This window comes from Metabacillus litoralis, assembly GCF_007994985.1.
GTDB lineage: Bacteria > Bacillota > Bacilli > Bacillales > Bacillaceae > Metabacillus > Metabacillus litoralis.
The window spans coordinates 362,144-383,905 of sequence record NZ_VOQF01000007.1; the positions used below are offsets into that span (position 1 = coordinate 362,144).

General features: G+C 34.9%; 18 protein-coding genes and 1 other annotated feature. Of the genes, 4 read left to right on the top strand and 14 right to left on the bottom strand.

The window, feature by feature from the left end; genetic code table 11:
• Positions 1–46: 46 nt before the first annotated feature.
• A complete protein-coding gene (pepV, locus tag FS935_RS14565) occupies positions 47–1,450 on the bottom strand; it encodes a dipeptidase PepV (RefSeq protein ID WP_146949370.1) in 1,404 nt (467 codons plus the stop codon).
• Between the two features lie 238 nt (positions 1,451–1,688).
• On the opposite strand from pepV, the gene FS935_RS14570 reads away from it, so the two are divergent.
• Positions 1,689–2,993, top strand: a complete 1,305-nt coding sequence (locus tag FS935_RS14570; protein WP_146949371.1) for an NCS2 family permease — start codon at positions 1,689–1,691, stop codon at positions 2,991–2,993.
• A gap of 313 nt (positions 2,994–3,306) precedes the next feature.
• On the opposite strand, the gene map is transcribed toward FS935_RS14570, so the two are convergent.
• The 3 genes from map to FS935_RS14585 form a co-directional block, all read right to left on the bottom strand.
• Positions 3,307–4,053 (bottom strand): type I methionyl aminopeptidase, encoded by a 747-nt coding sequence (map, locus tag FS935_RS14575; protein WP_146949372.1) that lies wholly within the window; start codon positions 4,051–4,053, stop codon positions 3,307–3,309.
• A gap of 164 nt (positions 4,054–4,217) precedes the next feature.
• Positions 4,218–5,381: an ABC transporter permease gene (locus FS935_RS14580; protein ID WP_146949373.1), complete on the bottom strand. Its 1,164-nt coding sequence runs from the start codon at positions 5,379–5,381 to the stop codon at positions 4,218–4,220.
• A gap of 2 nt (positions 5,382–5,383) precedes the next feature.
• Positions 5,384–6,091, bottom strand: coding sequence for an ABC transporter ATP-binding protein (locus FS935_RS14585; RefSeq protein WP_146949374.1), 708 nt, complete (start codon positions 6,089–6,091; stop codon positions 5,384–5,386).
• Between the two features lie 450 nt (positions 6,092–6,541).
• On the opposite strand from FS935_RS14585, the gene FS935_RS14590 reads away from it, so the two are divergent.
• Positions 6,542–6,763, top strand: coding sequence for a DeoR family transcriptional regulator (locus tag FS935_RS14590; RefSeq protein ID WP_146949375.1), 222 nt, complete (start codon positions 6,542–6,544; stop codon positions 6,761–6,763).
• 86 nt (positions 6,764–6,849) lie between these two features.
• Here FS935_RS14590 and FS935_RS14595 read toward each other — a convergent pair whose 3' ends face one another.
• A complete protein-coding gene (locus FS935_RS14595) occupies positions 6,850–7,590 on the bottom strand; it encodes a pseudouridine synthase (protein ID WP_146949376.1) in 741 nt (246 codons plus the stop codon).
• A gap of 101 nt (positions 7,591–7,691) precedes the next feature.
• Complete coding sequence (locus tag FS935_RS14600; protein ID WP_146949377.1) at positions 7,692–9,323, bottom strand: putative polysaccharide biosynthesis protein; 1,632 nt, start codon at positions 9,321–9,323, stop codon at positions 7,692–7,694.
• 201 nt (positions 9,324–9,524) lie between these two features.
• Here FS935_RS14600 and FS935_RS14605 point away from each other — a divergent pair, with 201 nt between their 5' ends.
• Both FS935_RS14605 and FS935_RS14610 read left to right on the top strand, forming a co-directional pair.
• On the top strand, positions 9,525–10,793 hold the full coding sequence (locus tag FS935_RS14605) for a BaiN/RdsA family NAD(P)/FAD-dependent oxidoreductase (RefSeq protein WP_146949378.1): 1,269 nt from the start codon (positions 9,525–9,527) through the stop codon (positions 10,791–10,793).
• Between the two features lie 85 nt (positions 10,794–10,878).
• Positions 10,879–11,064 carry a sporulation protein Cse60 gene (locus FS935_RS14610; protein WP_146949379.1) on the top strand — a complete coding sequence of 62 codons (186 nt, stop codon included), beginning with the start codon at positions 10,879–10,881 and terminating at the stop codon, positions 11,062–11,064.
• Positions 11,065–11,340: 276 nt separating this feature from the next.
• Here the strand turns inward: FS935_RS14610 and FS935_RS14615 are convergent, their stop codons facing one another.
• The 8 genes from FS935_RS14615 to FS935_RS14650 form a co-directional block, all read right to left on the bottom strand.
• Positions 11,341–11,664: a rhodanese-like domain-containing protein gene (locus FS935_RS14615; protein ID WP_146949380.1), complete on the bottom strand. Its 324-nt coding sequence runs from the start codon at positions 11,662–11,664 to the stop codon at positions 11,341–11,343.
• A 147-nt stretch (positions 11,665–11,811) separates the two neighbouring features.
• On the bottom strand, positions 11,812–14,226 hold the full coding sequence (gene leuS, locus FS935_RS14620; RefSeq protein WP_146949381.1) for a leucine--tRNA ligase: 2,415 nt from the start codon (positions 14,224–14,226) through the stop codon (positions 11,812–11,814).
• Positions 14,227–14,544: 318 nt separating this feature from the next.
• Positions 14,545–14,773, bottom strand: a binding site (T-box leader).
• Between the two features lie 144 nt (positions 14,774–14,917).
• Positions 14,918–15,694, bottom strand: coding sequence for a 3-hydroxybutyrate dehydrogenase (locus FS935_RS14625; RefSeq protein ID WP_146949382.1), 777 nt, complete (start codon positions 15,692–15,694; stop codon positions 14,918–14,920).
• A 30-nt stretch (positions 15,695–15,724) separates the two neighbouring features.
• Positions 15,725–17,044: a GntP family permease gene (locus FS935_RS14630; RefSeq protein ID WP_168714487.1), complete on the bottom strand. Its 1,320-nt coding sequence runs from the start codon at positions 17,042–17,044 to the stop codon at positions 15,725–15,727.
• Positions 17,045–17,073: 29 nt separating this feature from the next.
• Positions 17,074–17,739 (bottom strand): 3-oxoacid CoA-transferase subunit B, encoded by a 666-nt coding sequence (locus FS935_RS14635; RefSeq protein WP_146949383.1) that lies wholly within the window; start codon positions 17,737–17,739, stop codon positions 17,074–17,076.
• A complete protein-coding gene (locus FS935_RS14640) occupies positions 17,736–18,437 on the bottom strand; it encodes a CoA transferase subunit A (RefSeq protein WP_146949384.1) in 702 nt (233 codons plus the stop codon). The genes FS935_RS14635 and FS935_RS14640 overlap by 4 nt, the downstream gene beginning before the upstream one ends.
• Before the next feature lie 223 nt (positions 18,438–18,660).
• A complete protein-coding gene (locus tag FS935_RS14645; RefSeq protein ID WP_146949385.1) occupies positions 18,661–20,025 on the bottom strand; it encodes a sigma-54 interaction domain-containing protein in 1,365 nt (454 codons plus the stop codon).
• A 404-nt stretch (positions 20,026–20,429) separates the two neighbouring features.
• Positions 20,430–21,629: an MDR family MFS transporter gene (locus FS935_RS14650; protein WP_146949386.1), complete on the bottom strand. Its 1,200-nt coding sequence runs from the start codon at positions 21,627–21,629 to the stop codon at positions 20,430–20,432.
• Positions 21,630–21,762: the final 133 nt, after the last annotated feature.

Sequence of the window (21,762 nt, forward strand, 5' to 3'; positions counted from 1 at the left end):
TAAATTCCATATTTATCCTACCACATTTTCACTAACAATACTGTTTTTATTTTGCAAGCTCATAAATAGCTTGTGCATAGATTGCTGTTGCTTTTAACAGATCTTCTACTATGATATATTCATCCTTTTGGTGAGCAACATCTGGTCTTCCGGGAAACAACGGACCAAATGCAACACCTGCTTCTAATGATCTTGCATATGTTCCGCCACCAATAGCGATTAATTCAGCTTTTTCACCTGTTTGTTCTTCATAAACCTTTTTCAGTGTTTGAATTAATGGATTGCTTTCCTCTACATGATGTGGCTTCGAGTCTGAAAATGCATCTACTTTGAAGCCTTTCACCTTCGAAAAACCTTCATTTATTCGATCTGAGTCACCTGTTACAGGATAACGGATATTTACTCCAATTGTGCCTAACTGATTTTCCTGATAAGACATAACTCCTGCATTAACAGTTAATTCACCACTTATTTCATCTACAATGGCAAGGTTCAATTTTTCACCTCGTGTATCATTAGAAAAATTGTCCACTATTGTTTTAATATAATGGCTACCTTTTGAATCTAATTCATACTGCGATAAAAATGCAGCTAGCAATAATCCAGCATTTACACCATTATTTGGTTCCATAGCATGTGCAGAAACACCTTCAATTTCTAGATGCAAAACATCGTTATTACTTTCACAGTGACCTTTAACATTCTCTTTTTCAATATATGTTTGAAAAGCACCCTTGATAGAGTTGAATTCATCACAGTTCTTAATTACTGCTTTCGCTAAATCAGGAACCATATTAAATCTTCTTCCTGATTTAAATGACTTAAGAACATAATCACTATCACTAGTACCAATGTTATTAATAGATTCTTGTTTTAACGTTAGATCTATAATCCCCTTTTCCGCAAAGATAATTGGAAAATCTGCATCTGGTGCAAATCCAAGTTCAGGCATTTTTTCATGTTTAAAATAATGCTCAACACAACGCCAATCACTTTCCTCATCAGTACCTATAATCATTCTTACATTCTTTGTAAGAGGTAAACCAAGCTCTTTTACGATCTTCATTGCATAAAATGCAGCAATAGTTGGTCCCTTATCGTCCATTGCTCCTCTAGCAAAGATTTTACCATCTCTTATCTCTGCCCCGTAAGGATCACTTGTCCACCCATCACCTTCTGGAACAACATCCACGTGGCAAAGTACGCCAACAATTTCTTCCCCACTTCCCTGTAATTCAATATGACCAGCATATCCATTAAGGTTTTTTGTTTGAAATCCTTCTTTTTCACCTAATTGCAATAAATGTGTAAAAGCCTCATTTATTCCTCTTCCAAATGGTGCACCATCACTTATTGAGTCTTCATCTAAAACACTTTTTATTTTTAAAAATGATTGTGTGTCTTTTATTAAGTCTTCTTTTCTTATTTCTACTTCTTGATTCCAATTCATTATGTATACCTCCTAGTAGTACAAATCTTTCAGTCCTTTACTAACATACCAGACACTTACAGTAGATAAAAGAGAGAAACTATTTCTACTCTCAATACTACATAAAATTAATATGAAAGAAAAATAAAAAAATATACTTTTACACCTCTAATTTTAAAAAACCACTTGCAAAAACGCCTAAAAACGAATATTATTATAAAGGTTTTCATCAATGTTCGTAAAAACACAGGGGGTTCACATGTTCAAATTAGCAGAAAACAACACAAATGCTCGTACTGAAATCATAGCGGGAATTACGACCTTCTTAACAATGGTTTATATTGTTGTCGTTAATCCGATTATTCTGGCTGATGCTGGAGTACCATTTGATCAAGTATTTACAGCTACAATTATTGCAACAATTATTGGTACTCTCTGGATGGCTTTATCAGCAAACTATCCCATTGCGATCGCTCCTGGAATGGGTTTAAATGCATATTTTGCTTATTCCGTAGTAGGGGCAAATGAAAATATTACTTATGCTACAGCATTTTCAGCAGTATTTATTGCTGGTATTTTATTTGTTATTTTATCTTTAACACCATTTCGTAAAAAATTAATAGAAGCCATTCCCAGTAATTTAAAGCATGGTATCACAGCAGGAATTGGACTTTTCATTGCATTTATTGGCCTCCGCTTAACTGGTATTGTAACATCTGATCCTAACAACTTAGTTGCATTAGGTGATCTTCATTCTCCATCAGTTGTACTAGCTTTAATTGGACTTGCAGTAACATTAGTATTAATGAGCTTAAATGTTCATGGTGCTCTTTTTATCGGTATGGTGATCACAGCGTTAATTGCTTTTTTCACCGGGCAACTTGTTTTTACACAAGGGTTCTTCGCTTTACCGAGCTTACCAGAAGGCTTAATTGTAGCAAATCCATTCACTGCAATTGGTGATGTTATTTCACATGGCTTATATGCCGTTGTGTTTTCTTTCTTATTAGTTACTATATTTGATACAACAGGTACAATGATTGGTGTAGCTCAACAAGCAGGTTTAATGAGAGGCAATGAGCTTCCTAAAGCACGTACTGCTCTATTAGCTGATTCTGCAGCTACCACTGTTGGAGCTATGTTTGGAACAAGTCCAACGAGTGCATACATTGAATCGTCAGCAGGAGTTGCAGCAGGCGGAAGAACAGGGTTAACTACACTTACAGTTGCCATATTATTTGGTTTTACTTTATTATTTAGTCCTTTAATTGGTGCAGTTTCTGGCATATCAGCTATTACTGCTCCTGCACTTATTATTGTAGGAAGTTTAATGATGGGTGCTATTTCTGAAATTAATTGGAAAGAACTAGATGAAGCATTTCCAGCATTTCTAGTAGTTTTAAGTATGCCCCTCACTTCAAGTATTGCAACAGGTATTGCTTTAGGATTTATCTCATATCCTTTGATGAAAATTGCAAAAGGAAAATGGAAAGAAGTTCATCCATTTGTTTATCTTTTCGCTGTACTATTTTTCATACAACTAGCATTTATTGGTGGACATTAATTACTAGATATAGAAATTCACAAATATTAAACAAAAGAGGCTGGGACATAAGTATTTAAGCAAATGATAAACCCGAATTATTAGGTGATATTACAATTAATCAATCGCCTAATAATTCGGGTTTTTATTTGTTGTTATTGGCTGTCATCAATAGATTCTTTGATTTTGCATACTAATTTCTAAGAACTAGTGGAATGGAGCGGAAGACACTCGGGCACCTACTTAGAATTGAGGAAAGCGAGTGTCTGCAGCGCAATGGAACGAACTTATTTCTTTCAGCTTAACTGAATTTAGATTACAGCCTTTTCTAATGTTATTGTTTTGTTAAAATAAGTGGTCCTTCTTTTGTAATGGCAATCGTATGTTCATATTGAGCTGATAGCTTGCCATCAATTGTTCTAGCCGTCCATTTGTTATCATCCATTTTTGATTGCCATGCGCCCAAATTGACCATTGGCTCAATTGTAATAACCATACCTTCTTTTAAACGAACCCCTTTATTTTGTTCACCATAATGAAGGATCGTTGGTGCTTCATGAATCGTTCTGCCAATACCATGACCGGTAAAATCTCTTACGACAGACACCCCTTCACCTTCAACATACGATTGAATTGCATAGCCGATGTCTCCGATTCGATTACCAATAACTGATTGAGCAACAGCACGATTCAATGCTTCCTCTGTAATATGCAAAAGACGAGTTGCTTCATCAGAAACCTCACCAACAGCATATGACCAAGCTGAATCTGCTAGTGCGCCATTTAAGTTAACAACCATATCAATTGTCACAATATCGCCGTTCTGCAGTGGTGTATTTCTTGGGAATCCATGGCAAATTTCATCATTAATTGATGCACAAGTTGCATATTCATAACCTTTATATCCTTTTTGTTCAGGAGTAGCACCATGTTGAGCTAAATACTCATCAACAAATTTATCAATCTCTAGCGTTGTAACACCAGGCTTTATCATTTTAGCTATCTCTTTATGACACTTTGCTAATAGCTGCCCAGCTTTGTGCATTAAATCTATTTCACGTTTACTTTTTAATATAATCAAAAACAATTCCCTCCGTTAGCCACTTATATCTATTTATATATATGCAAAAGAGTACCACAAGATGAAACACTATTCAAAATGAATATGGTCTTTTCAAGTTATTTTGAATTATTCTCTTTAGAACTAAGCTGTACCTTCACCATCTTTTACAATCAATATGGTTGCTATATCAGAAATGAAAATACTGTTGAAAGAATGGTTAAGAATAAAACAAATAAAATAGCAGGTAGCACAATTAATTTTTCACATTTCTTTTGTGAAAGAAACACATAGTCCTCCTTACCATAATCTTTAGATAAATATGGATTTTGCTTGATTATTTCTTTAAATAGTAAAATAAGCCATTCTTTAAAGAAAAACCAAAAGGCTATAAAAGTAAGCCATTTTAACCATATTGGTGTTAATAAAACCATCGTACATGTAATGGAAATAAGCTGCAGATAATTAATTACATTTGATTTTCCTCGTAAAAACTCCTTGATAAAAAGCTCCGTAACACCATTTACAGGATTACGGTCACTAAAAATCCTTGTAGAATTACGCCATAATAGCCATGATTTCTTTTTAAGCTTTTTTACCCTTGGTACGTTTATTTCAGGATTTACCGCAAACAAAAATCTGATTAACTTCCCTTTATTCTCTTGCTCCTTTTCTACATCAGTATAAAAAGTTTTATATTGACCTTGATAAACCTTTATTTGCCAAAGAGATAAGAAAAGAAATAGAACAGATACTACTATAGGGAAATTCATGTTATTTAATTGTGATCGCACAGCGAAATAAGAAACACATGCTAATAGCAAAAGCGAGAAAATATCTATAAACACTTTCTTAAGAGTACTTAAATGATATATGGCTTGTTTATAGGTCATGATTAACATATTTAAGCTAAAGAAATAAATAATAAGCTGAACATAATGACTTAATTTTAATGTATCAAAATGATTTGTTAGTGGTAACAAAAGCAAGTAAATACACAGCCATTTAAATAAGATTATACAAATAGAATATAGGGCACTTATATATCTTAGCTCCACCATTTTCGAGGTGTGTTGTATTAAATATAGCTGATCCGCTTCATCCATATATGTACGAATTAATCCTTGCCATGATAATAGATAACAGCCTAAGAAATAAACGAATATCGGAACATTACTTAACCATATTGGAAGTGAGTACCAAAAGGAATGATAAGCAATACCTCCAAATACAAGAGAAGGAATAAGCAGATAAACTATAATAGTCCAATCAAAAACAGATAGAAGAATGTTAGATTGATAACGCAAATCTAGCTTTGCACGTTTTATCCACAATTGTTTTCCATTCATCTCTAAGATCTTCCTTCAGCTATGATGTGGAAACAGTCTAGAAGAGATGAATCAGGTACTCCACTTGCTAGCTGTATTTTATCTAAAGTTCCCTCTGCTACAACTGTTCCATCTGAAATGAGGATAAAGCGATCACAAATCCTCTCAGCCGTATCAAGAACATGTGTAGACATTAATATGCTTGCTCCTCTTTTTCTTTCTTGCTCCATTATTTCTAAAAACCTTTTAATCGCACTAGGATCTAAGCCAATAAATGGTTCATCAATTATATAAACATCAGGCTTTAGTAAAAGGGCTTGTATGATCATTACTTTTTGCTGCATTCCCTTTGAAAAAGTTGCTGGCATTTCATGCTTCACTTTTTCCATTTTAAAAGCTTCAAGAAATTCACTGCTTCTTTGGATAAGCGTTGTATCGTCAATTCCATTAATGGATGCTAATAAATCTAAATGCTCCCACAATGTTAAATGTTCATAAAATATCGGCTTTTCAGGGATATATGCATATACACTTCCTTTTTTCCACATAACTTCACCATTAACATATTCTAAAACTCCTAATATTGTTTTAATCGTTGTGCTTTTCCCAGCACCATTTGGTCCGATAATTCCAATCAACTCACCACTTGATAAAGAAAAGTCAATGTCCTTTATAATTGATTGTTTTTCTTCATATCCTGCTTCATTTATTTTAACAGTTAACATATTCATCCATTTTCACTCCTTCTTTCTTTATACGATAACAATAGAAAAAAAGATTCATAAAAATATTCAAGAAAAACAAATTAATTGTCATAGTATTCAGAATAGGAGTCATATAAATTTATTATATTAAGTACGCGCGTGCTTACATAATTAGTTAGTGGTATTAAAAGTCTTCGTTTATTATCATTAACTCTTATTTCAACACCAGCTTTATTTTTAAAATTGGACTTCCTTAAGGATAATAATAATCAATATAATTGACTTAAAAAGTATTAAAAATGTAAATATTTCGTAAATTGAAACATTTCTCTGGATTATTTGTGTCGAAATCGTGTAAAATATTGTTGTAACGTTTTACCACTTAATAACATATGTATGAAGTGACATCTGAAGTTGCAGTCATCGAAAGGTTGTAGTAGGCATAGCCAGTGCGATCAAACGATAAGGAGTGGTTTTTTGAAACCTTCAACAAACCGTATGCTAACCAGAATCAAATCAGTCTACATGTTTATTAATGAACGAGGAACTGTGACAACACAACAACTCGTTGACGAATTTGGTATAACTCCTAGAACGATTCAACGTGATCTAAATGTATTAGCATACAACGATTTGGTTCACAGCCCAACAAGAGGTAAATGGTCAACTACAAATAAAAAAGTTAAAATGTCTTCGTAATATCTTATTATTAAAAATTAATTAAACTATACATAAAAGGAACCTTCTCGTAAAAGGTTCCTCTTTTTTTGGTATGAAATTTCTAGTTACTGCTCGTTCGTAACATCAATAGGTTGAGCGTTTCTTAAGGATTCTAGTTCATCTTCTGTTAATTCGCGATATTCCCCTGTTTTCAATTCATCTTCATCCAAAGAAATAGGTCCCATAGAAATTCTTTTTAAATACGTAACCTTTTTCCCTACAGATTCAAACATTCTTTTTACTTGATGATATTTCCCTTCAGTAATCGTGACATGGATCGTTGATGAGTCTCCAGATGTCAGAATTTCAAGTATAGCAGGTTTTGTAACATACCCATCATCAAGCTCGACACCTCGTCTGAATGATTCTATATCTTCATTGGTTACTTCCCCTAATATGTCAGCAAAGTAAGTTTTAGGCACATGTTTTTTTGGTGACAGTAGTTGATGTGACAGATGACCATCATTTGTTAATAACAATAAGCCTTCTGTATCTTTATCAAGACGCCCTACAGGAAATGGCTGACAAACAGCATCCTCCATTTGAAGCAAATCGATAACTGTTTCTTGTACTTCATCCTCTGTAGCCGAAAGATACCCCGCAGGTTTATTCATTAATAAATACACAAACTCCTTATATTCAACTCTATCTTCATTAACAGTAACTGTCTGTGCATCTGGATCCACTTGAGTTTTTGGATCCTTTATTGCCACACCATCCACTTTTACAACACCTGTTTTCAACATTTTCTTCACTTCTTTACGAGTGCCAAATCCAGAATTCGCTAATAATTTATCAATTCTCATTTCCTTACCCCCTATATATCCTTAGAAAAAAACTCGGCTGCATGCCGAGTTCGCGCATTATATAATTATCTTTATTTTATCCGAAATTCAGATGTTTCAATCTACTCAACTGATTTTGCTTTAGGAAAGAAACGTTTTAGCTTGTTTCCTAATAGTTTCTCAAGTAGATGTGAGCGATAAGCTAAGTATAAATAAATTGCTGCACCTAATAAAACCGAACAACCACCTATAATAACAGATTGCATCCTACCATCAGCATAGTTAATAAATATACTTAAAACAGATTGAGAAACAGACACAGCCAGACCCATAAATATTGATAACATAATAATTAACACTGATCGTTTTATTAATAATTTAAACGAAAAGCCCGCATGCCGCTTAATCATTGCAAAACCATATAATAAGGATACAGAATAGCCTGCAGCTGTTGCCAAAATTGATCCAACACCTTCAAACAATTGAATAAGTGTAGAATTTAGAGCAAGCTTTACAATTATTCCTATGATCAAACTAATAACAGCCAGCTTTTGTTTATTTATTCCTTGTAAAATTGCAGCATTAACTGTAAAAAGTGAAAATAGTAATGCGATTGGTGCATACCACATTAAAATATGTTTACCTATTTCTTCAGATGTACCTGCATAAAAGATATTGTACGCAGGACCTGCTAAAACAGATAATCCGACAACTGCTGGTAAAACTAAAAACATAATGATTTGTAACGTCTGATTTATTTGCTTATGAAGCAAAGCTCGATTATTACTAGTAAATGATTCTGTTATTGTTGGAATTAACGTTAAACCGAATGCTGTTGCTAGTGATACTGGAATCATAACTAATTTTGGAACGTACAGGAGTAAAACTGTATACATATCTAATGTATAGGATTTTTCATTTCCTACACTCAACATGGCACGGTTAAATGTATTTGTATCTATATAATTATAGATCGGGATTGCTAAGCCCACAAAAACAAAGGGACCAGCATATCGAAAGACTTCTTTAAACAACGTTCCAATTGGTATTGGCTCTGACTCAACAGCTTCAGTCTGCATCGCTAAAAGTGAGTGCTTTCGACGTATCCAATATACTAATAGAACTAGTAGCCCACCTATCGCTCCTACAAATGCAGCAAATGTTGCATAACCTATCGCTAAAACAAGATCACCATTTAACACATTGAGTATTAAATAAGTTGATGTTAATAAAAATACGATTCGTACTAATTGTTCAACTACCTGTGAAACAGCTGTTGGTCCCATCGATTGATGTCCTTGAAAAAAACCTCGAATGAGACTCATTAATGGAACTATTATAAGAGCAATACTGACCATTCGAATAACAAAAATCGCATCATCTACTGTCACGCCATTGAGATTCTCATCTGCAAGAGCACTTATAGCTAACATAGGTGCAAATGCATATAAAAGAGCAAAAGCAATAAAGCCGGTAGCTAACATCACCACAATACCAGATTTAAACATCCTTCGACTTGTTTGGTAATCTCCCATTGAATTATATTTAGATACAAATTTTGAAATAGCTGCAGGAAATCCCGCAGTTGCAATACTCAAAAAGATTGTATATTGTGCGTAACCAGTTTGAAACAAACCACCACCAGTTGTTCCAACCATTGCAGCAAAAGGAATAAGATAAATCATTCCTAATATTCTTGAAACATATGTACCTAACGTTAATATAAACGTTCCTCTTAAAAGTTTATTCGACATAATTCTGCTTCACCATTCTTCTCTATGAAGATTCAACTTTTCTATTTTACCATAATCCTACGCTTATACCATAAGTTTGTATTTAGCTTAACCAGATTTCACTTATCATAAATATGTCTTATTTTACATTTTTTTTGGTTTTTCTTTTTCTTCAAGTATAATATGAGAAGCAAACTTAATAAATGAAGGTGTGAATAACCAATGAAGTATGATGTTGTTGTAATAGGCGGTGGACCATCAGGATTAATGGCAGCAATTGCCGCTGGAGAAAAAAAAGCAAAAGTTCTTCTTTTAGACAAAGGAAATAAACTTGGAAGAAAGCTTGCTATCTCTGGTGGAGGGCGCTGCAATGTGACAAACCGTTTACCAATAGATGAAATCATCAAACATATACCTGGTAACGGAAGGTTTTTATACAGTGCTTTCTCTGAATTTAGTAATGAAGATATTATTAAATTCTTTGAAAATCTAGGTATTCAGCTAAAAGAGGAAGATCATGGACGAATGTTTCCAGTGAGTGATAAAGCTCAATCAGTAGTCGATGCGTTACTAAGTGAATTACAGCGATTAAATGTAACCATTCGTACAAATGAGCCAGTTAAAGATGTGATTTATGATGAAGAAAAAGTACAAACTGTAAAGCTTGTTAGTGGTGAAGCAATACGAACAAAGGCAGTTGTACTAGCAGTTGGTGGAAAAAGTGTACCACATACAGGAAGTACCGGAGATGGTTATGCTTGGGCTGAGAAGGCGGGACATTCAATTGCTGAACTTTTTCCAACTGAAGTACCACTTACATCAAATGAACGTTTTATTCAAGATAAAACGCTGCAAGGTCTTTCTTTAAGGGATGTTGCCTTAAGTGTTTTAAATCCAAAAGGAAAGCCTATTATTACTCATAAAATGGATATGATTTTTACCCATTTTGGAATTTCAGGTCCAGCAGTTTTAAGATGTAGTCAATATGTTGTAAAAGCGATGAAAAAATTTAAAACAAATGCTATTACAGTTAGTATTGATGCTGTTCCTTCAATAAACGAAGAACAACTGTTTCAATCGATTGTCAAGGATTTAAAGCAAGATGCAAAAAAGGCAATTAAAAATGTCCTAAAAGGCCTTTTACCAGAAAGATATTTACTATATTTATTAGAAAAAAATGATATTGATACACTAGTAACATACGATAATCTTTCAAATGAAAAGCTCCGATCATTTGTGAAGGATTGTAAGCAATTTCAATTTAATGTTCATGGAACATTATCACTTGAAAAAGCATTCGTGACTGGTGGTGGTGTTTCTGTAAAAGAAATACATCCACGTGAAATGTCATCAAAATTCAAAGCTGGTCTTTATTTCTGTGGAGAAATTCTAGATATCCATGGCTATACAGGTGGCTATAATATTACATCAGCTTTAGTAACTGGTCGTCTTGCCGGAATGAATGCTGCTATTTATTCACAAACTGATTAACCCTCATTATAATTTCTGGTCATATTAAGTTCATTAATCAAATATAGTATATTGATACATTTTTTCATGTAAAGGATGTGAATAGATGTTAAAGGTTGCTTTATTTGATGAAGAACATGAGAAAGACTTAGAAGAAGGGTTAAATATTTTTTTAGCAGATTTGAGTGAAGGACAGGTTCAAGATATAAAATACAGTGTTGCTGTTACAACAGATGATGAAGGAGATCAGCTTTACTGTTTTTCTGCACTTATTATTTATCGTGAAAGCTAATCCAAAGGGTTATTTTAATACAACTCAGATATAAGAGTATCGTTCCATTTCGCAGCATTACACTATCCTATTTTAATAGAATCACAAGCAAAACTCTTTAAGCAAACAAACAAATACAAAAGAAGACTACCTTTTCCAAATGGGATAGGTAATCTTTTTTTGTATTTGTTCTATTTTTTCCTTAGTGTGTAGGTAAGGGAAATTGCTAATACAGACTATGGTTTTAATCTCTAGCTCAAATATGTACAATTAATTATTTGACAATTAAATCATATTTTAACCTATCTGACTTTTTGGTTTTGTTTCTCCGTTATAATCAAGCATACCGCCAGCCATGTTCACAACGTTATAGCCTTTATCTTGTAAATATGCACAAACATTCCCACTACGAGCACCAGAGCGACAAATAAAAATTGTTTCTTTTTCTTTATCAATTGCGTCTATTTGATCTGGTATGTCATTCATTCGAATATGTCTTGCTTGAGGAATCATTCCTGCTTCAACCTCTTCATCTTCTCGAACATCTATTAATTCAATTTTCTCACCTTTTTCAAGCTTTTGTTGAATTTCCTCAGGAGAAATCTCTTTAATTTCGTACATTGTGTTACACCCCTTCAATTTTAATATATGCATTATAACAAATGTATACGATGTAGTACCAGTAAGCAAGGCATTAGAATACTCAAAAAGATCTAACAAAAACAGCTCGCAAGATAGTTTCACCTTACGAGCTGCTAATTGAAATTTTTAATTTGCAACAATATTAACAAGTTTTCCAGGAACAGCAATCACTTTGCGAATTGTTTTTCCTTCTACTTGCTCTTTTACACGATCATCTTCTAGAGCAATTTGTTCTAGTTGATTCTTTGTTACATCTTTTGCAACAAGAAGCTTAGCACGGACTTTTCCGTTAACTTGTACAACAATTTCCACTTCATTTTCAACTAATTTTGCTTCATCAAAAGCAGGCCATGCTTCATAAGTAATTGTTGTGCTATGACCAAGCTTACTCCATAATTCCTCTGCTAAGTGAGGAGCAATTGGCGAAACTAATTTCACAAAACCTTCAACATACTCTTTAGGTAGTGTTGTTGCTTTATAAGCGTCATTAATAAATACCATTAATTGAGAAATAGCTGTGTTAAAACGAAGTCCCTCTAAATCTTCTGTCACTTTTTTCACTGTTTGATGGTAAACTCGCTCAAGATCCTCATTTGCTTCATCAACAACCTTTGGACTTATCTGACCGCTGTCTTCAATAAATAAACGCCAAATTCGATCTAAGAAACGTCTTGATCCATCAAGACCAGTTGTAGACCATGCAATTGAAGCTTCTAAAGGTCCCATAAACATTTCATACATACGTAATGTATCTGCACCATGTGATTCAACAATTTCGTCTGGGTTGACAACATTACCTTTAGATTTACTCATTTTTTCATTATTTTCTCCAAGAATCATACCTTGGTTAAATAATTTTTGGAATGGCTCTTTTGTAGGAACAACACCGATATCATATAAGAACTTATGCCAGAAGCGTGCATAAAGTAAGTGAAGAACAGCATGTTCTGCTCCACCAATATAAATATCTACTGGTAACCATTGCTTTAATTTTGCATCATCTGCAAGTGCTTCACTGTTTTTTGGATCAATATAACGTAAGTAGTACCAGCAGCTTCCTGCCCATTGTGGCATTGTATTTGTTTCACGGCGACCTTTTTTACCTGTTTCTGGATCAACAACATTTACGAAATCAGAAATGATCGCAAGTGGTGATTCCCCAGTTCCTGAAGGTCTGATTTCAGTAGTTTTCGGTAAAACAAGTGGCAGCTCTTCTTCTGGAACAGCAGACATTGTGCCATCTTCCCAATGGATAATTGGAATTGGCTCACCCCAATAACGTTGACGGCTAAATAACCAATCACGAAGACGGTAAGTGACTTTCTTTTCACCTTTACCATTTTCCTCAAGCCAAGATATCGCCTTTTCAATCGCTTCTTGTTTAGCTAGTCCATTTAAGAAATCAGAGTTTACATGCTCTCCATCGCCTGTATAAGCCTCTTTTGTTACATCGCCACCACTAACAACTTCTTTAATTGGAAGATCAAACTTCACAGCGAATTCATAATCACGTTCATCATGTGCAGGAACAGCCATAATTGCACCTGTGCCATAAGTTACAAGTACGTAGTCAGCAATCCATATTGGCATTTTTTCACCATTAACAGGATTGATTGCATAAGCTCCAGTAAAAACACCTGATTTCTCTTTCGAAAGCTCAGTACGCTCAAGGTCACTTTTGTGCTTCACTTCATCAATATAAGCTGCTACAGCATCTTTTTGCTCAGGAGTCGTAATTTTATCAATAAAAGAATGCTCTGGTGCTAAAACAGCATAAGTTGCACCAAATAATGTATCCGGACGTGTTGTAAACACGGTAAAGTTCTCATCATGCTTTTCAATTTCAAATGTAACATGAGCTCCTTCTGAACGTCCGATCCAATTGCGTTGCATATCTTTAATGCTTTCAGGCCAATCCACATCTTCAAGATCTTCAAGTAAACGATCTGCATAAGCAGTTATTCTCAACATCCATTGTTTCATTGGACGGCGTTCAACAGGATGTCCACCACGCTCACTTTTTCCGTCTATTACTTCTTCATTTGCTAAAACGGTTCCAAGTGCAGGACACCAGTTTACAGGCACTTCATCTACATATGCTAAGCCCTTTTTATAAAGTTGTAAAAAGATCCATTGTGTCCATTTGTAATACTCAGGATCAGTTGTATTTACTTCACGATCCCAGTCATAAGAAAACCCTAGTGCTTGAATTTGTCTTCTGAAATTATTAATGTTTTGCTCTGTAAATTCTGCAGGGTCATTCCCAGTATCAAGTGCATATTGTTCAGCTGGTAAACCGAATGCATCCCACCCCATTGGATGAAGAACATTAAAGCCTTGCATACGCTTCATACGAGATAAAATATCTGTAGCTGTATAGCCTTCAGGATGTCCTACATGAAGACCTGCACCTGAAGGATATGGAAACATATCAAGTGCATAAAACTTTGGTTTTTCTGCATCCTCTGTTGTTTTAAACGTTTTGTTAGAAAGCCAGTAATCTTGCCATTTTTTCTCAATATCTTGGTGATTGAAGCTCATTTGTTTTCCTCCTTAATGCTATGTATGTTTATGTTGATATAAAAATAAATTTAATTTGAACGGGACAAAGTGCTTCTAATTTAAAGGTGCTGTTAAAATTTGTTGTTGATTTCCGTTACAGGCATTCGCTTTCCGCGGGCGGTCCGGGAGCCTCCTCGGCGCAAGCGCCTGTGGGTTCTCTCCCTACGACACGCTTCTCCCGCAGGAGTCTCATGCCTTACACTCCAATCAACAAAGTGCTAAAAATAACATCAAGCTTTAATATAGCCAATTTAAAAAAGAATTTTAGTACTACAAAGAAAAAACCCCACATCCCAAACAAGGGACGAGAGGTTTAAATCCCGTGGTACCACCCAACATTGACATAATGATTATATGTCCACTTTGACATCCGTAACGTGGATAGACGACAAACATTACTTCACCATTTTGGCTTTCACATTTGTAACTCAAAGGCGAGTTCATAAGCAAAATTGATTGACTTGCACCACCCGTCAATTCTCTGAAACAATTTTTGCTAATTACTATTCCTTCTCTCCGTTCATATCGTATACATGTTAAGGTTATTTTATATAAATTTGTCGGGATATGCAAGTCAATTAGAAAGGCGTAACTTAATTACGACTTGTTCAGAATAGAAAATAACACAAAGTGACTCGTGAAAAGCACAAGTCGCTTTGTGTTAAATGTTCTATTGTACTGTATACCCACCATCCATAACAATTGCCTGACCTGTTACACCTTTTGCTTTATTGCTTGCTAAAAATAAAGCATAATCAGCTATCTCTTGTGCTGCTAACAATCTTTTTTGTGGAATTAGAGGATATAATACTTCTTCAAGAACATCTTCTATAGGAACATTCCTTGTTTTTGCCAAATCTTGAAGTTGATTTCGTACAAGTGGGGTATCAACATACCCCGGACAAAGTGAATTCACAGTGATTCCATGCTCTGCTCCTTCTAACGCAGCTACTTTTGTTAAACCAATAACACCATGTTTTGCACTATTATAAGCCGCTTTTCCAGCAAACCCAATTAATCCATTAATGGATGCTATATTTAAAATCCTTCCAAATTTCTGCTTTTTCATAATTGGAAAAACATATTTTGTCGTAATAAAGGGTGCGACAAGCATCACTTTTGTTAGTAACTCAAACTTTTCTGTTGGGAAATCTTCAATATGTGCAACATGCTGTAAGCCTGCATTGTTTATAAGTGTATCAATTCTTCCATACTCTTCTATCGTTGTGTTAATCACTTGAATGATCTCTTGCTCCTTTGTCACATCACACTTTAATCCTAGAGCTTGATTACCTTCATTTTGAATTTTTCTTGCACTTTCTATTACTTTAGCTTCATTTAAATCGGTCAAAACGACTATGGCACCTTCACTTGCAAATGCTTTTGCTAGTTCAAAGCCAATTCCTCCTGCCGCACCTGTAACTAATACAACTTGATTTGAAACCATCGTTAATAACCTCCGAATCTATAGATTTCTTTATATCCCTAATCCTAAAGAAAATAAAATAATCGCTAATATAACTCCTAAAAGAGGAACAATGACTGTGACTGCCCCTACTGGGTTATAGGCATCTTGATGTGATTCACCACAAATTGCCCGAACAGTTGTTACAACATAACCATTATGTGGTAGCGAATCTAACGCACCAGAAGATATCGCTACTACACGATGTAATGCTTCAGTATTAACGCCCATATCCATGTAATGAGGAGCGAGTAAAGGTAAAGCAATTGCTTGACCTCCAGAAGCTGATCCAGTCATACCGGCTATAACACTTACGGCTATTGCTCCACCTATAAGTGGACTTCCTGGTATACTTGTCATGGCATTTACCGCAACCTCAAATGCTGGTACTGCCTTTGCTACTCCCCCGAAACCAACAACAGCAGCAGTATTTCCTAAAGCTAATAACGCACCAAGTGTACCTTCAGAAACCGCGTTCCAAAATGATTTGAAATATTTACGATTTAATAAATAAGTAGCAATCACGCCACCAAGCAATGCGATAATTAAAGCAGATTGCTGGAGGGAGTCATGAAATACAAATGAAATAATAAGAACAACTACTAATGGCACTAATCCTGTTAAAGGATGTGGTAATGCTTTATCTTCATTTACAGGATCATTTTCTCTTGCAATAAAGCTTTCTCCTCGTGAAATAGCTTTTTTAATCATTTTACCTAGCCACCAATAACCAAATACCATCATAAAAACAGCAACAATTAAACTTACTTCCCAGCCTGCATATGGAGATGTTCCTAAATATTCAATTGGAATCCAGTTTTGAATTTCTGGTGATCCAGCTGATGTCATCGTAAAAGTCACTGAACCAAACGCCAATGCTGCTGGAATAAATCTTCTTGGCAAGTTCGCTTCTCTAAATAAACTAACTGCCATCGGGTAAACAGAAAACGCTACAACAAACAAGCTAACTCCACCATAAGTTAAAACAGCACAAGCAATAATGATTGCTAAAACCGCTCTTTTCATTCCTAACTTACTAACAATCCACTTAGAAACACTATCAGCTGCACCGCTGTCCTCCATAACTTTTCCAAAGATTGCTCCTAGTAAAAACATTAAGTACCATGAAGCGATAAATCCTGAAAAGCCTGTCATATAGTTTCCTACAAAGTTAGCTTCCCCTTCACCAACTAATTGAGGAAAAAGCGGTAGCCCACTAAGCACCGCAACAAACAAAGCACACAACGGTCCAGCTACTAATAAATTCATTCCCCTCATCGTTAGAAAAATTAAAAGTGCTAAACCGCCTATTAAGCCGATCATACTAAACATGTTAAATCCCCCTTTGTTTGACTATTTTCTTAAGAAGAAGACGAAACTTTAACATTCTCACAAACTATTAAGTTAGCAGCAGTCGATTTTAAAACATCCTCAATTGTATAACCTTCCAATACCTCGCTTAAGAACATTCCATTATTTCTTATATCAATCACAGCTCGATCAGTAATAATTCTGTCTACAACACCTTTTCCTGTTAATGGCAGACTACATTGTTTAACAATTTTAGGTTGACCATTTTTTGAAACATGTTCCATAATGACTACAATCTTCTTTGCACCATGAACTAAATCCATGGCACCACCCATTCCTTTAATCATCTTTCCTGGTATCATCCAATTTGCTAAATCACCACTCTCTGAAACTTCCATTCCACCTAATATTGCTAAATCAATATGTCCTCCCCGAATCATCGCAAATGACTCTGCACTATTAAAAAAACTTGAACCAGGAATTGCTGTAACCGTTTCTTTACCTGCATTAATTAAATCTGCATCAACTTCTTCTTGTGTTGGATAAGGACCAATACCAAGCAAACCATTTTCAGACTGTAAAACAACAAATTTATCAGGCTGAATATAATTTGCTACTAATGTAGGCATACCAATACCTAAATTCACATAGTAACCGCTTTCAATTTCCTGTTCAGCACGTCTTGCAATGATTTCGCGAATAGTACCTTTACTCATAGTAGCTCCTCCTGTCGAACTGTTAGCCTTTCAATTCGTTTTATTTGTTCCCCAACAATCAGATGCTGCACATATATACTTGGTGTATGAACATGTTGTGGAGCCATTTCCCCTATCTCCTTCATTTCCTCGATTTCAGCAATTGTTATTTTTCCAGCCGCTGCAATCATAGGATTAAAGTTTTGAGCTGTTTTGTTGTATTGAAGATTTCCCAGACGATCTCCTCGCCATGCTCTGACAAAACTAACATCTGCAGTTAGTGCTGTTTCTAATAAATATTCTTTTCCATCAAACGTTCGAACTTCTCTACCTTCAGCAATTTGCGTACCAACACCTGCAGGCGTATAAAATGCCGGTATACCTGCACCACCTGCTCGAATTCTTTCTGCTAACGTGCCTTGTGGTATTAGCTCCACCTCAATTTCATTTGCTAGCACTTGTCTTTCAAACTCTTTATTTTCACCAACGTAGGATGCAATCATCTTTTTTATTTGTCTATTTTTCAAAAGTAAGCCAAGTCCCCAATCATCAACACCACAATTATTGGAGATAACAGTCAGATCTTTTACTCCTGTTTCAACTAAGGCCAAAATTAAGTTTTCAGGAATTCCACAAAGTCCAAATCCACCTACCATAATTGTTGATCCATTTTGAACATCTTGAACTGCTTCGTGAAATGATTGAAAAATGTGTTTCATATTCTTCCTCCTTTCTTATACATGAATATAATTGCAAGATATGTGCCAACATCTATTATGCTGTTAATCTTTAAGAAAATAGACACATATGAAACAGGTTTTTTCCGAATTACTGGAATTGGTTCAAAAATGATAACTTGTCCATGATCAGTAATGTCTTATACAGCAACATAAAAAAGAACAGTCCATATTTCTGGACTGTTTTCCGATTTTCTGGAATGAATTAAGTTATATGATGCTTTTGAATTTTGTCATACATGCTAGATTTACTGATTCCAAGAGCTTTTGCAGCTTTTCTTTTATCTCCTTCGAATTTCTTTAATGTTGATAGTAAAATATTCTTTTCCGCCTCAATTAACATTTCTTTTAATGAAGTTGCTTTTGTCTGAAAAATAGTTTTTTCTTTTATGTAATCTGGTATGCTTTCAAGCGTAATAACATCAGATTTCGCCAGATGAATTGCAGCTTCGATTATATTTTCTAACTCACGAATATTCCCTTGCCAGTGATAATGCTGAAAGGTATTCATCACATCTTCATGAATGAGTGAAATTCGTTTACCTGTTCGTAATGAAACTTTTTTTATAAAATGCCGCACAAGAGTTTCAAGATCTTCCAGCCTTTCCCGAAGTGGAGGGATAAACAGAGGAATCACGCTAATTCTGTAATATAAATCACTACGAAAACTATTGCTTTCCATAAGTACTTCTAAAGGACGATTAGTTGCCGTAATGACTCTAACATCCAATGGAATTGTTTTAGATGATCCTACAGGTTCAACCTCTTTTTCTTGAAGTACACGAAGTAATTTCACCTGCATATGTGCACTCATGTCACCAATTTCATCAAGAAAAATAGTTCCCCCATTTGCTAGTTGAAACTTCCCCTTTTTGCCGCCTTTCTTAGCTCCGGTGAAGGCACCGTCTTCATATCCAAATAGCTCTGATTCAAGTAGCTGCTCTGGAATTGCTCCACAGTTGACCTTAATAAAAGGCTTTTCACTGCGATGACTTAACAAATGAATACTGTGTGCAAACAATTCCTTTCCTGTCCCACTTTCACCTCTAATTAACACTGAGCTATCGGTAGCTGCAATGGATTTTACTCTATCTTTTAATTCGTTCATTATAGACGAGTTAGAATGGATATCATTAAGGGTATATTTGGCACCAGTGGTTTCTTGTTGATCAATAAATGATTGAATAGATGAAAGATGATGTCGTACATGGGAGTTCATTTCATGCCATTCCTTTGTATCACGAAACATCACAGTACCAAAAGCTCCAACAACCTTATTTTCTGCAAAAATCGGAATTCGATTTGCAATCATATAATTTCCACGAATATATTGAAGATCAGCTATTTCCTCTTCTCCGCTTTCAACCACAATATGCATTCTTGTATTTTCAATTACTTTGGTAACATGCTGGCCGATCACTTCATCTTTATTCACTTCACAAAAACGGCAATAATTTTCATTCATATAAATAACTTTACCTTTAGCATCAACAATAACAATCCAGACGTAAGCGTTTTCAATAACTGTTTCAAAAATTTCCTTCGCATATGGAAAACGTTGATTTAACATTATACCTACCCCTAGCAAACTCTTTTTCTATTATCGTATCATAAAGCAACTTCTCAAAATAGCAGGAAATGGTCAAAGAAGCTTGGTTGTTTACGTCTACATGAAGAGAAAAAAAACAAAACTTCTCATAAATTGCTGTGAGATTTATAGTACAAGTCCAATTTAAATTGCTATTTACCAAAATTGAGTTTTTTTGATGTAGTTTTTTCTATATATTTGGCTACGATATATAGTCCTTTTCAGTAATCGTTCAACTTTTTAGGTTAATCATTCAACTTTTGGCGATAATCATTCAACTTTTAACGTTAATCATTCAACTTTCATGTATATTCCATCATTCGACAAATTTCGCTAACCCATATCCACCGCCTCCCCCACATTTGCTGCACCAAGCAAAAAAGGGGTCAGACCCCAATTTCGCTTGGTGTTTGATCCCCTTTTACCGCTACAGTCAGTTTTTTGTCATAAAGGATGGTTGTGAAGATTCCAATTGTTAAGAGACCGATGATAATGTAGAAAAGTAGATTCATATTGTAATAATCTACAACAAAGCCGCCAAGAAGGGGTCCGATCATTCTTCCACCAGTTGCAGTACTGTTCACAAAGCCTTGATAAAAGCCTTGTCTTCCTTTAGGAGCTAAATCATTTGCAATTGTAGGAACAGCAGGCCAAATAAGCATTTCACCAATTGTTAAAATCACCATTGCAACTAAAAATCCTGTAAATTGTTCAGCATATGATGCGACAATAAAAGATCCAATAAAAATGACAAATCCGATCACCATCTGTTTTTTAATGGTTTTTGCAAAACGCTTAACAAATAAGGAAATAAGAGGCTGACCACATACAATTAATACACCATTAATTGTCCATAACAAGCTATATTGGTGTAAAGGAATATTTAAACTTTGTGTATGAGAAGAAATTGTTGAAGGCCATTGCACATATCCAACCCAGCATAATAAGTACCCTGTACATAAAATAACAAGAGCCGTGAATTTTGTGCGATTTTTGACAACACCTTTTTGATCTAATATTGAAGTTTGGCTACCTTGTGCTCCATCAATATTTCGATACCCGAAGAATGCAATTAAGAAAAAGACAGCATACAGTGCTGCATTCGCTATAAATATATAATTAAATGATACAGAAGCAACAATTCCACCTAAAGAGGCTCCAGCTGCTACTCCGACATTTTGTGCAACATATATGGCATTAAATGATTTTCGACCACCTTCTGGCCAAACTGTACCTGCAAGCGCATATGTAGCAGGAAATACAATCCCAGATCCAAAGCCTATGAGTATAAGTAAATACATGTAAACAGGCCATTGGTGAAAAAACATAAGAGTTATTACAGACACGAGCGTAATGATAATGCCTAATAGTATTGATTTATAACCACCGATTTTATCAAACAAAATACCGCCAACTAAGTTACCAATAACACTAGCCGCAGCATTAAGCATTAATACAAAGCCAGCTACAGTTAACGATTTCCCGAGATGTTCATGGATATAAATTGTATTAAGTGGCCATAAAAAAGAGGCTCCGGTCACATTGATCATCATCCCAATTATAAGCAACCAAAGGGAACGTGGCATATTTCTCCTCCTCTAGAAAAGATATTGTATAAAAATAACGATTTTGATTAATACCGTACATTTTTATTATCCTTCTGAGAATATTAGCCCCTTTTCTTTTGTTTTGCAATGAAGATACTTAATGTTGTAATAA